Consider the following 12080-nt stretch of genomic DNA (forward strand, 5'->3'; position numbering starts at 1 on the left):
CCTGCCCAGAGTGATTGTATTTAGCCCCGTTGCCATGTATTTCATCCACTCGCCCGATGCTATGGGCAAGTTACATGCCAAGGGATGCCACGCGCCCCTTCCGCCTGCCGGAGAACCAAAGATGTCCTGGACTGATGAACGCGTCGAACTGCTGAAGAAGATGTGGAATGAGGGGCACTCTGCCTCTCAGATCGCGAAAGAGCTGGGCGGCGTTACGCGCAATGCCGTGATCGGGAAAGTCCACCGCCTCGGATTGTCGAACCGCAATGCCCCCGAAACAGAGGCAAAGGCTGAACCCAAGCCCGTGGTAACACCTGATCCGAAGGGTGCGATAGAGGATGTGCCGCCGGTTCAGACCCCGGCATCGCCCCCCCCTTCAGCGGTCAAGCCAGCGCAGCCAAAGCCCGCTGTGGAGACGCCGGTCGTGGATCTTGCCAAGGCGAAGGCAGAACGTGCCGCAGCCGCTGGGACGACCAGTGCGCCCGAGGAGCAGGAAGAGGATGAGCCAGAGGTTTACACGCCGCGTGCTATTATCCCGGCTGGTCAGCCCTTGCCACCGCAACCTTCTGCCAACGAAATTGACCCAGAAGCACTCGCCACTGTGCGCGAGGTTGAGAAGACCGCGCGCAAACTGTCCCTGCTGGAACTGACCGAAAGAACCTGCAAATGGCCCATCGGTGACCCAGCGACAGAAGATTTCTGGTTTTGTGGGCTGCCTGTTAAAGCGGGAAAACCCTATTGCGAGGCGCATGTCTCGGTTGCGTTCCAACCGATGAGTTCACGCCGGGACCGTAAACGCTGATTGCGCATATTCCGGTATCCGTCAGCAGATGAACGTAAACCCAAGGCGTAAAACGCCTTGGGTTTATTCTTTAAATCAGCATGATGCGCGCAAGCCCTGTGCTGCTGACATAGTTGCAGCGCACTTCAATTTCCGCGCCGTTGCGGCGCACGCGCAGCATGACATCGCGCGAGGCATCGCCATTCGCATCGCTCGCACTTCGCGACCCCACAACGCCAATCACATCCAGATCGCGTTCACGCCCTGCACCCATGCAAGCCTGTTCAGCCGCAGACGCTGTTGTGCCCGCCGACATATCTGTTGAGGTGGTGCCGGTCATGGGCGCAGACGGGGCGACAGATACAGGGCGTGGGGCTGGTTGTCCCATTGGGTTCAAGGTGCAGCCAGCCAATGCAAGTATGGCTACTACGCCGCATACGGGGCCTATGCGGCGGCCTTTTACACGAATTAACATAAGATCTCTCCGTCTTCTGGCAGGATATGCGCGATATGCGGCCATCTTGTGCGGTCTTAGCCCGCACCAAGCAATTCCTTCGCTGCCGCCCGCGCGACATCAGTGATGGTATCACCCGATAGCATTCTTGCAATCTCTTCAATCCGATCGTCGGCGGAAAGTGGCACAACCCGAGAGAGAGTCATGTCATCCGTGACCTGCTTTTCAACCCGCCAATGGTGTTGCCCGAGTGCGGCAACCTGCGGCGAATGGGTCACGACCAGCACCTGAGCGCCGCCAGAGAGCGCCAGCAAACGCCTGCCCACCGCATCGGCGGTCGCGCCGCCGACACCGCGGTCGATTTCATCAAAGATCATGGTCATGCCCGTCGTGCCGCGGGTCAGGCACACTTTCAGCGCCAGCAGAAAACGCGACAATTCCCCGCCTGACGCGATGCGCGACAATGGGCCGGCAGGGGCACCAGGGTTGGTGGCAACTTCAAAACTGACCTGATCGCGGCCATCGGGGCCGGGGTCGCCGCTGATGATGGCCGTACGAAATTCGGCGCGTTCCATCCTCAAGGGCGCGAGTTCCTGTTTCATGGCAGCGTCCAGCTTGCTGGCGGCCTGATTGCGCTCTTGTGACAGAATCTCCGCAGCGGCGTCATAGGCCTTTTGCGCCTGTGCCATGTTGCGTGCCATTTCCTCAATCTCGCGGGCGCTATTGTCCAGCCGCGCGAGGCGAGCAGACAGCGTTTCCGTCAATGTTGCCAGATCATCCGGTAGGCAGGAATGCTTGCGTGCCAGCCCGCGCAAGGCAAATAACCGCTCTTCAACGGCCTCCAACTCGCCAGGATAGATGTTCAATGCCTCCAGGCAATTTTCGACACCTTGTTGCGCGTCACCCAAGGCATCAAGGGCGCGGGCCAGTGCCTCAAGCGGCGCGTGTGCTTGCCCGTCAAGCCCGTCAGAAGCACCTTCCAGCCAGCGGATCGAGTCGACCAGAAGCCGCTCTACCCCTTCTTCGGAAAGGGCAGTATTCGCCCGCGCGACATCTGCGCGCAAGCGCTCAGCAGCCTGCATTCTGCGCCGTGTTGTGTCGAGTGTCGCCTCTTCCCCCGGCTCTGGGGCCAGCGCTTCAAGCTCTGTGACTGCGTGGCGCAGAAAACCTTCCTCTGCGGCCAATTCCTGCAGGCGCGCTGTTTCTTCTGTATGGGCCTTGGTGGCATTTCGAAGGGCGCGCCACGCGGCGCGGCAGTCTGCCAGCGCGGCCTCTGAGGTGCCAAAGGCGTCCAGCAGGTTGCGATGTTCGCGTGGGTTCAGCAGTCCCTTGTCATCTTGCTGGCCATGCAGTTCGACCAGTGTGTCCGACAGCGCGCGCAGCACCTCGCCCGAGGCACGGCGGTCATTGATCCATGCCGTCTTGCGCCCATCGCGGCTGTTCACGCGGCGCAGCAACAACGTGTCAGCACGCGGAAGCCCCGCTTCAGCAAGAATATCCTGCGCTCGATGGTCGGGGAACAGGTCGAATTCCGCGATGACTTCGCCCTGATCCGCGCCCTGCCGGACCAGATCGGCACGCCCGCGCCATCCCAGCACAAACCCAAGCGAATCCAGCAAGATTGACTTGCCTGCGCCGGTTTCGCCGGTCAAGACATTCAGGCCGGGCTGAAAGCGAAGCTCCAGTCGGTCAATGATCAGCACATCGCGGATGTCGAGCGACAAGAGCATTCTGTTTGCTCAGCCCCTTGCGTGAAAATGTTGTGCGCAATCAGATCCAGTCGCCACGCAAGGCCTGCCGGTAAATTGTGCGCAACCACCCTTCGCCGCGCGCTTCAGGCTCCAGCCCCTGACCGCCAAGCAGGCGGAAGCTGTCCTGATAGAAGGGGTTGGCTTCGAAGTTGTAGCCAAGAATGGCGGCGGCGGTCTGTGCTTCGTCACGCAGTCCCAGCGACAGGTAAGCTTCGACCAGCCTGTGCAGGGCTTCTGGTGTATGGGTAGATGTCTGGAAATCCTCGACAACGACACGGAACCTGTTGACGGCAGCGTTGAAATTGCCGCGCCGCAAATAATAGCGCCCGATTTCCATTTCTTTGGCTGCCAGATGGTCAAATGCCAGTTCGAATTTCAGGATGGCAGAGCGGGTATAGTCTGTGTCGGGGTATTGCTCAATCAGGCGGCGCAGATGTTGCAATGCCTGAAATGTCACGCCTTGGTCGCGCCCAACATCGTCGATCTGGTCATAAAACGACAGGGCCAGCAGATAGGCGGCATAGGGTGCGTCTTCGTCTGTCGGGTAAGTGTCAAGGAACCGCTGGGCTGCGGCGCGGCTTTCTTCATACTCGCGTGCGCGATGATGCGCGTAGGCCTGCATGATCAAGGCCCGGCGCGACCACTCCGTGTAGGGATAAAGGCGTTCTATTTCCTGAAAATACCGCAGTGAGGAGGCACTCCGCCGCGAGGTTTCCAATTCATATTCGCCGCGCTGAAAAATCTCTTCCGCCGAAAACCCTGCCAGGGATTCGTCGGGGCCGGTATTTCGGTTGCAAGCGGAAGCAGCCGCCACAACCAGTATGACAGCCCCCAGATTCCGGATTCCAGACTTCGAAATCATCTCCTGCCACCCCATCGCGTTTCTGACTTTCTGCTCTGTTATCACAGAAAAAACGGTGGCGCAAAATGCCTTTTTCCACTTGGCACCGCTTTACCGCGCAGCATGTGTCTAAGCGGACAAGCGCATCTCGTCAATTGACAGACCCAGTCCGGGAAGAGAGCCACAAATCGCGGGGTTGCAGGTAATCAATTCGTAGTTTTCGGTGCTGGAAAACAGCGCTTGCAACGCGCGCCCGGTCAGCGCGTGGCCAGCACGCACCCCCTCGTAGCGCCCGATCAATGGATAGCCTGCGACATAAAGATCGCCCATCGCGTCCAAAATCTTGTGGCGCACGGGTTCGTCAGGCCGCCTCAGGCCACCGGGGCTGAGCACTTCGCCATCATGAAACACCACAGCATTGTCGAGGCTGCCACCGAGGGCAAGCCCGTGCTGCTGCATGAGTTCGACATCCTGGCGCATGCAGAACGTGCGGCAATCGCTGAGTTCGCGCAGAAATGTGCCGTTGCGCATATTCAGATTTTTGTGCTGTTGGCCAATGGCCGGGTCGGTAAAGTCGATCCTGAAATCGATTTCCAGTCGCTCGGAGGGCAGCAGCCGCACCGACGCCCCGTCTTTTTCGACGCTGACAGGCTTCAGAACCCGCACTGCTTGCAAAGGCGCATCCAGTGGTTTGATCCCCGCATCAAGGATCAAGCGGACGAAAGGGGAAGCGCTGCCATCAAGAATGGGCACTTCCGGTCCATCAATTTCGATAATCGCATTATGGATGCCGCAACCATGCAGGGCCGCAAGCAGATGCTCTACCGTGCTGACGCGCACGCCAGCGCTGTTTTCCAAAACAGTGCACAAGCTGGCTTCAACCCAGCTGTCGGGGCTGACCTGCACCACCCGCTCGTGTTTCGCGCGATCCACCCGATGAAATTGTAGCCCGGTATCTGCCGCCGCAGGGCGCAAACGCAAACAGACAGGCATGCCACTATGAAGGCCTGTCCCGATAACCTGTCTGTCTGACCTGATGGTATTTTGCATCTGATTGGCCCGCTCTAACCGTTTCTTTTTGTGTTAACGATTGTATGTGCGGTAGTTGTTGGGGACAATTCACAGATTGTGACGCAATGTAACAATGGCCGTTGCTTGCTGATTCTTGCAGGTGCAAGCTGCAGCGATGTGATATATTCTATATATATCAGTGACTTGGCGATCTTGGCGGGTGGCAGGAAATTGCCTTAGCGTTTTTTTCCCTTTGGCTTTTCTGACATCTTGCGCGCCGCCTGGGCTGCGCCGCGCAACTCATCCGCGATCTCTTCGGCTTCTTCTGGGTCAAAATCCAATGGAAGGTCGATGCCGTCACCCGCAACATAGATGCGCACCATCCCCGCAGTTGTTGGCCCGATTTGTAGATTTGCTGAAATATCGCTTTCGCTATTGATGCCCATGACGTGTTTTCCTTGTCCGCTGACTGATCTTTCTGTGCGATACGGCTTCGGAAGATGATAATCAAGCATCCGCCCTCTTGCATTCATCCGCGTCCAAGGCTAAATCGCGCCAAGTGCCGCCTTAGCTCAGTTGGTTAGAGCGCTGGATTGTGGATCCAGAGGTCCCCCGTTCAAGCCGGGGAGGCGGTACCATCGCCCTAAAGCAAAAATCCGATGAAGCGGCGCTTGCCAGTGCCGCGCGGGTTCCGTATCTGGCTAGGCAGATACAAATTTACCAATAAAGTATGCGCGTCATGCCTGTTCTTCCCCGCCACGCTCTGCCATCTGCGCCCATCGGGGCGGCCATTGGCCTGTTTGGCGGCTCGTTCGACCCTGCGCATGAGGGGCATGTGCATGTGACGCAGCACGCCCTGCGCCGGCTGCAACTGGACCAGATTTGGTGGCTTGTCTCACCACAGAATCCCCTCAAGCGATCGGGCCCTGCGCCGCTGGATACGCGACTGGGACAGGCCCGCAGTCTGATGCGCCATCCGCGTGTTCAGGTAACCCCGATTGAGGCGCAACTGGGCACGCGCTACACGGCCGATACGCTGCGCGCGCTGTTGCGTCTGTACCCGCGCCGCCGCTTTGTATGGATCATGGGTGCAGACAATCTGGCCGGATTCCACCGTTGGGACAACTGGCGTGTGATCATGGAAAGCCTGCCAATTGCTGTGGTGGCGCGCCCTGGCCAACAATTGGCCGCGCTGTCTTCGGTCGCCGCACGCCGATATATGCATGCCCGGTTGCCACAGCGCGCGGCCCCGCTCCTTAGCAAGGCACGCGCCCCGGCATGGTGTTTCCTGACCGGACCGATGCGGGACATCTCATCTAGTGGGTTGCGGGCGAAAGGCGTTTGGCAGGGCGCGGATAATCAATACCCAGATGGCACAGGAATATGACCGCCAACCACGGCTAAAAGCTTGCTTGAGCCGTCAAAATTTTCTTAAGCTAACGCAGCTGAAGAAGATTAGACGCGCAACACAGGATTGAAATTCTTTATCCCGTTCAAGCAAGGCAGGGTTCGTGACAGACATGGTATCGCAAAAAATGTTGCATCGGCGCAGACTCCTGAATCTCTTGATGGGTGGGGCTGCGATGATGGCGATGCCTGCCTGCGCCAACGCGCCCGAACGCTCGATCCGTCCGGCATTGAAACCCGCCCCCCCTGTTGAAGGGATCGTGGCAAGATCCGCGCTTGGGGGGGAGCTGGCCTTTGCCGTGATCGACATGCAGTCGGGTAATCTGTTGGAAGGGCAGGGTGCGAATACCGCGCTGCCGCCTGCAAGTGTCGCAAAGGCGATGACCGCACTTTATGCGCTGGAGGCTTTGGGCGCAGGGTATCAGTTCCGTACCCGGCTGGTTGCGACGGGACCTGTCAGCGATGGTGTCTTGCGCGGCGATCTGGTGTTGGCAGGTGGGGGCGACCCGACACTTGATACCGATATGCTGGCGGCAATGGCTGCGGAGTTGGTGCGTGGCGGTGTCCGGCAAGTTACGGGTAAGTTTCTTGTCTGGGGCGGTGCCTTGCCCTTTGTTGAGGCGATTGCCGATGACCAGTCTGTTCAGGCTGGGTATAATCCATCGGTATCGGGGATGAATCTGAATTATAACCGGGTCCATTTCGAATGGCAGCGCGCCGGGTCTGATTATTCCGTCTCGATGGACGCCCGATCAAACCGCCATCGCCCAGCTGTCAGTATGGCGCAAATGCAGGTCGCCAACAGGTCCAGCCCGCTTTACACTTATCGACGCACGGCCGTGCAGGACCAATGGAGTGTCGCGCGCAGTGCCTTGGGCAATTCCGGCTCTCGTTGGTTGCCTGTGCGGCATCCAGAACTTTACGCGGGCGAGGTGTTTCGCGGCCTTGCACAGGTGCAGGGGCTGGCCCTTCCTGCGCCTGAAATCACTCGAAATGCGCCCGCAGGCCAAGACCTGGTCACCCATCGATCAGAGCCGTTACAGGCGATGCTGCGCGATATGCTGCGCTTTTCGACCAATCTCAGCGCCGAGGCAATCGGCATGACGGCCAGTGCTGCACGGCAGGGGCGGCCCGCCAGTCTGGGCGCGTCGGCAGCGCAGATGTCCGATTGGGCGCGGATGCGCTTTGGCATGTCCAGTGCACGTATGGTTGACCACTCAGGGTTGGGGGCAGATTCGCGGGTATCGATGACCGATCTTGCCAATATGTTCCGGCTTTCCGGTCAGGATGGCGCCCTGCGCGCGATTCTGCGCGAACACCCTTTCCGTGACGCTAGTGGCAACTTGCGCCCCCGGACGGATATGGATGTCCGGGCGAAAACAGGCACGCTGTATTTCGTCTCGGCCCTGGGGGGATACTTGCGTGCGCCGGGGGGGCGGGATCTGGCCTTTGCCATCTGCTCGGCGGACCTTGCACGCCGTGCACGCGTGGCGGGCGGTCAAGTTGACCGGCCAGAAGGGACTGCCGCCTGGTCGCAGCAAGCCCGCCTGATGAAGCAGGAATTATTGCTTCGGTGGGCGCAGGCGCATTCCTGAGCGCTGCGCGAGGAACCGGGGCCAGCGTCACATCTGGCCGCCGGATTACTGCACAGGTGGCTGGGCCAAGAACGATTCCAGCCAGTGGATGTCGTAATTACCGCTTTGGACATCAGGTTCTGCAAGCAACGCCCGAAATAACGGGATCGAGGAATCCACGCCATCAATGATCAATTCGCCCAAGGCCCGGTTCAAGCGCGCCAGTGCTTCGGGGCGGTCCCGGCCATGCACGATCAGTTTCGCAATTAGGCTGTCGTAATAAGGTGGGATCGTGTAGCCCGAATAAAGCGCTGAATCCATCCGAACACCCAAACCGCCAGGCGCGTGATATGTCGCAACGCGACCGGGGCAGGGGGTGAAATTCGGCAGCTTTTCGGCATTGATGCGCACTTCGATAGCATGGCCGTTCACCTGCAAATCTTCTTGCCCGAAGGAGAGCGGCAGACCGGCAGCAACGCGAATCTGCTCGCGCACCAGATCAACACCAAAGATTGCTTCGGTCACAGGGTGTTCGACTTGTAGGCGTGTGTTCATTTCAATGAAATAGAACTCACCATTTTCATAGAGAAATTCAATCGTGCCCGCGCCGCGATAGCCAATCCGGGCGACTGCTTCTGCACATGTCTGGCCGATGCGGGCACGGGTTTCCGGGTCAATCGCGGGGCCGGGGGCTTCTTCCAGAACTTTCTGATGGCGGCGTTGCAGTGAACAGTCGCGCTCTCCCAGATGGACGGCGTTGCCTTTGCCATCGCCAAAGACCTGAATCTCGATATGGCGCGGTGCGCCCAGATACTTTTCGAGATAGACCTCGTCATTGCCAAAGGCCGCCTTTCCCTCGGATCGGGCCGTGCGGAATGCATTCTCAAGCTCGGCTGCACTGCGCGCAAGTTTCATGCCGCGCCCGCCACCGCCTGCGGTTGCCTTGATGATAACAGGGTAGCCGATCTGCTCGGCCACGGTCTTGGCCGTTTCATAATCCGGCACCCCCCCGTCAGAGCCAGGAACGCAAGGCACGCCCAGCGCTTTCATGGTTTCCTTGGCCGTGATCTTGTCACCCATCATGCGGATATGCTCGGCAGTGGGCCCGATAAAGGTGATCCCGTGATCTTCGACCACCTGCACGAAGGCGGCATTTTCGGACAGGAAGCCATAACCGGGATGGATCGCATCCGCGCCCGAAATCTCGCAGGCTGAGATGATAGAGGGAATATGCAGATAGCTTTGGCTTGAGGCCGGAGGGCCGATGCAAATCGCTTCATCTGCCATGCGCACATGCATCGCGTCAGAATCGGCTGTGGAATGGACGGCGACCGACGCGATTCCCATTTCACGACAGGCCCGGATAACCCGCAGGGCAATTTCTCCACGATTGGCGATCAGGATCTTGCTTATCATCATCCGCGCCTTATTCGATGATCATCAAGGGTGCGCCGAATTCGACCGGGCTGCCATCGCTGACAAGTATGCGCTTGACGGTGCCAGCGCGCGGTGCCGGAATGTGGTTCATGGTCTTCATCGCTTCAATGATCATCAGCGTATCCCCTTCTGCCACTTGCGCGCCGATGCTTACAAAGTTTGCGGCACCGGGTTCCGCCGCAAGATAGGCCGTGCCAACCATGGGCGAGGTTACCGCGCCGGGGTGCTGAGCCGGGTCAGCGGGTGTTTCGGCCTTTGGAGCAGCTGGGCTGGCTGGCGAGGATGCAGGGGCTTGTGGTGCAGTCGCTTGTGGCGCTGCATATTGCATCGGGACAGGCTGCGCAGAAAGCTTGGAAACCTTGACGTTCAGGCTGTCATTCTCGCCATAGTCGCGCTTCACGCTCAGTTCGGACAACTCGTTCTCATTGAGAAGTTCCGCAAGTGCTTTGATAAAGGCAACATCGGCGTCATTGCGGCTCTGCGTCATCTCAATCCTCAACTGTTGGGCTTTCTGTTACACGGTCGCTGTCGCGCCGCGCAGGTCGTGGGCCTTATACTTGAGGCTATTCCCCCTGTGAAGCCGCCTTTTTCGCGATCTGGGACAGCTACGGAGTCAATCTGGGAAAAAAGGGCTTTCTTCATTTGTAAGTTTTTGTAAATTGACGCGAGAGGGGGCGACCTTATGCCACGCGCGGCTTTGACAGGAACTCGGATACGCGCCCGCCGCAATCTGCGTGGGTTACGTCAGGCTGAACTGGCGCGCGTGGTCGGGGTGTCGCCTTCCTATCTTAACCTGATCGAGCATAATCGCCGCAAGGTCGGCCCCGATTTGCTGAGCGCGCTTGCGCATGCATTGGGGGTTTCGTCTGATGCTTTGGTCGAAGATACAGACGCGCGCCTTGTCGAGGGGGCGCGCGCCGCCGCGTTGCGCTGTGATGCGGAACTGGCAGAGTTGGAGCGGATCGACGAATTCACCGGGCGGTTTCCGGGTTGGTCCAAAGTGCTGGCCGAAACGCAAGCGCGGGTCGAGCGGTTGGAACGTGTGGTCGAGCAGTTGAATGACCGAATGACCCATGATCCTTATCTGGGCGAAGCGCTACACGAAATCATCTCGGCCGTGACATCCGTTCAATCAACGGCAAGCATTCTGAATGATTCGGGCGAGATTGAACCTGATTGGCAGACGCGCTTTCATCAGAATATCTTGCAAGACAGCGCGCGACTGGCGGAAGGTGCGGTTGCGCTGGTCAACTATCTGGATGCGGGCAAGACCGAAGAGACTGGCCTTGCAGCCCCGCAAGAAGAAGTCGAGGCGTGGCTTGCAGCGCGCGATTTCCACCTGCCGCAGCTTGAGCAGGGCGACGCGGATATTGCGGCGATGGTGCAGGGTCAGATCGAACTGTCTTCCGATGCGTCCCGCGCATTGGCGCGCCAGTGGATAGGGCGGTTTCAGGCAGATACCTTGGCATTGCCGCTGGACAAGGTTCTTGCCGCCCTCTCAGTCCACGGTTTCGCGCCGGACGCCTTGGCGCAACAGTTCAATGTGCGCTTTGATCAGGTTTTGCGCCGACTGGCCATGTTGCCGCCCAAGGCGTGTGCTGATCTGGGCCTGCCAGCGCCGGGGCTGGTGATTTGCGACAATTCCGGCACGCTGATGTTCCGGCGCGGTGTCGAAGGTTTTGCCTTGCCGCGCTTTGGTGGTGGTTGCCCGCTTTGGCCGCTGTATCAGGCACTTCAGCGCCCGCATCAGCCCATGCGCCAGCGACTGGTGACCGCAGGTCGACTGGGCCGGTCATTCCAGAGTTATGCCTATGCGGCGACCGAAGTTGTGCTGGGATTTGACAAGCCGACAGTTTTGCAGGCCAGTATGTTGATTATTCCCGCCGACAGCGCCAATGCGTCAGAGCTTGGCGCGCCGGTGGTCGTAGGCGCAAGTTGCAGGACATGCGCGCAAATGGATTGCGCGGCCCGACGAGAGCCGTCGATACTTATGTCAGCCACCGAGTCCGCAGACGCGCTTTGACATGAGGGAGCGGTGCTGGAAGACTACGATCGCAAGGCGGCAGCAGGAGGCGACCGGTTTGCACAGGTGATCAGGGCGCGCTTGCGCAACATTGCCCCGGTCCCCGCAAGGGAGGGAGGAACCTTGTGATGGAAAAGAGAGTGTTGGTGATCGAGGATGAGCCAAACATATCAGAGGCATTGCGCTTCATCCTGACCCGCAATGGCTGGCAGGTTGATGTGTCTGCCGATGGTGATACGGCATTGGGGGCGCTTCGCAGTGATCCGCCGGATTTGTTGATACTTGACCTAATGTTGCCCGGGATAAGCGGGTTTGACATCCTTAAATCCCTGCGCGCTCAGGATGGCACACGCGATCTGCCGGTCCTGATGCTGACCGCCAAGGGCCATGCTGCGGACCGGTTCGAGGCCGAAAGGCTGGGTGTGACGCGCTTCATGACCAAGCCATTCGCAAACGCTGAGGTGCTGGACGCCGTCAGAGAATTGACCGCGTCATGAAGCCCCCGCAAAGCGCCCAGTTTCTGGCCCGTGACAGCTACCGGATTCGCCGGTTGATGGACGCTGCACGCTTCTTGCCTGCTTTCGGGCTGGTTTTGCTGTTATTGCCGTTGATGCGCCATGATTACAGCAGTGAAGCGCCCCCGACTGCCGCGGAAAGTGTCTATCTGTTTGCGGTCTGGATTTCGCTGGTGCTGGCAGCGTTTTTCATGTCTTTGGGGTTGCGCCGGACATTGGACCCCCCGAAAAAGGGATTGCCGCAAAAAGAGGACTCCCGCCCGGACCCCGACCAGAAAGACTAGAT

At 59.1% G+C, this 12080-nt stretch carries 13 protein-coding genes and 1 tRNA gene; 7 read left to right on the plus strand and 7 right to left on the minus strand.

From position 1 onward, the window contains the following. Positions 1 to 121: 121 nt before the first annotated feature. The gene (locus EV660_RS10815) at positions 122 to 802 is read left to right on the plus strand and encodes a GcrA family cell cycle regulator (protein ID WP_071482044.1); all 681 of its coding nucleotides are present in this window, start codon (positions 122 to 124) and stop codon (positions 800 to 802) included. 70 nt (positions 803 to 872) lie between these two features. Here the strand turns inward: EV660_RS10815 and EV660_RS10820 are convergent, their stop codons facing one another. From EV660_RS10820 to EV660_RS10840, 5 genes are all read right to left on the minus strand, one after another. Continuing rightward, complete coding sequence (locus tag EV660_RS10820) at positions 873 to 1169, minus strand: hypothetical protein (protein WP_071480478.1); 297 nt, start codon at positions 1167 to 1169, stop codon at positions 873 to 875. Between the two features lie 143 nt (positions 1170 to 1312). Then, entirely contained in the window at positions 1313 to 2965 is a 1653-nt protein-coding gene (recN, locus tag EV660_RS10825) for a DNA repair protein RecN (RefSeq protein ID WP_071480479.1), read from the minus strand. 40 nt (positions 2966 to 3005) lie between these two features. Next, positions 3006 to 3848, minus strand: coding sequence for an outer membrane protein assembly factor BamD (locus tag EV660_RS10830; RefSeq protein ID WP_071482045.1), 843 nt, complete (start codon positions 3846 to 3848; stop codon positions 3006 to 3008). 108 nt (positions 3849 to 3956) lie between these two features. Further along, positions 3957 to 4877 (minus strand): UDP-3-O-acyl-N-acetylglucosamine deacetylase, encoded by a 921-nt coding sequence (gene lpxC / locus EV660_RS10835; RefSeq protein WP_071480480.1) that lies wholly within the window; start codon positions 4875 to 4877, stop codon positions 3957 to 3959. A 197-nt stretch (positions 4878 to 5074) separates the two neighbouring features. Beyond that, complete coding sequence (locus EV660_RS10840) at positions 5075 to 5284, minus strand: DUF6324 family protein (protein ID WP_071482046.1); 210 nt, start codon at positions 5282 to 5284, stop codon at positions 5075 to 5077. 115 nt (positions 5285 to 5399) lie between these two features. Here EV660_RS10840 and EV660_RS10845 point away from each other — a divergent pair. The 3 genes from EV660_RS10845 to dacB all read left to right on the plus strand — a co-directional run bounded on the left by EV660_RS10845 (position 5400) and on the right by dacB (position 7840). Continuing rightward, positions 5400 to 5476: transfer RNA gene (locus EV660_RS10845), tRNA-His, on the plus strand. A gap of 101 nt (positions 5477 to 5577) precedes the next feature. Continuing rightward, a complete protein-coding gene (locus tag EV660_RS10850) occupies positions 5578 to 6225 on the plus strand; it encodes a nicotinate-nucleotide adenylyltransferase (protein WP_071482047.1) in 648 nt (215 codons plus the stop codon). A 196-nt stretch (positions 6226 to 6421) separates the two neighbouring features. After that, entirely contained in the window at positions 6422 to 7840 is a 1419-nt protein-coding gene (gene dacB / locus EV660_RS10855; protein ID WP_246028976.1) for a D-alanyl-D-alanine carboxypeptidase/D-alanyl-D-alanine endopeptidase, read from the plus strand. 45 nt (positions 7841 to 7885) lie between these two features. Here the strand turns inward: dacB and accC are convergent, their stop codons facing one another. Both accC and accB read right to left on the minus strand, forming a co-directional pair. Then, positions 7886 to 9235, minus strand: a complete 1350-nt coding sequence (accC, locus tag EV660_RS10860) for an acetyl-CoA carboxylase biotin carboxylase subunit (RefSeq protein ID WP_071482049.1) — start codon at positions 9233 to 9235, stop codon at positions 7886 to 7888. A gap of 10 nt (positions 9236 to 9245) precedes the next feature. Then, positions 9246 to 9743 (minus strand): acetyl-CoA carboxylase biotin carboxyl carrier protein, encoded by a 498-nt coding sequence (accB, locus tag EV660_RS10865; RefSeq protein WP_071480481.1) that lies wholly within the window; start codon positions 9741 to 9743, stop codon positions 9246 to 9248. Between the two features lie 195 nt (positions 9744 to 9938). Between accB and EV660_RS10870 the strand changes: the two genes are divergently transcribed. The 3 genes from EV660_RS10870 (at position 9939) to EV660_RS10880 (ending at position 12078) form a co-directional block, all read left to right on the plus strand. After that, positions 9939 to 11279 (plus strand): helix-turn-helix domain-containing protein, encoded by a 1341-nt coding sequence (locus EV660_RS10870; protein ID WP_071480482.1) that lies wholly within the window; start codon positions 9939 to 9941, stop codon positions 11277 to 11279. 128 nt (positions 11280 to 11407) lie between these two features. Then, positions 11408 to 11776 (plus strand): response regulator transcription factor, encoded by a 369-nt coding sequence (locus EV660_RS10875; RefSeq protein WP_071480483.1) that lies wholly within the window; start codon positions 11408 to 11410, stop codon positions 11774 to 11776. Beyond that, complete coding sequence (locus tag EV660_RS10880; RefSeq protein WP_071480484.1) at positions 11773 to 12078, plus strand: hypothetical protein; 306 nt, start codon at positions 11773 to 11775, stop codon at positions 12076 to 12078. Before EV660_RS10875 ends, EV660_RS10880 begins: the two co-directional genes overlap by 4 nt. The last annotated feature ends 2 nt before the right edge of the window (positions 12079 to 12080 follow it).

It is taken from the genome of Roseinatronobacter bogoriensis DSM 18756 (assembly GCF_004366635.1).
Classification (GTDB): Bacteria; Pseudomonadota; Alphaproteobacteria; order Rhodobacterales; family Rhodobacteraceae; genus Roseinatronobacter; species Roseinatronobacter bogoriensis.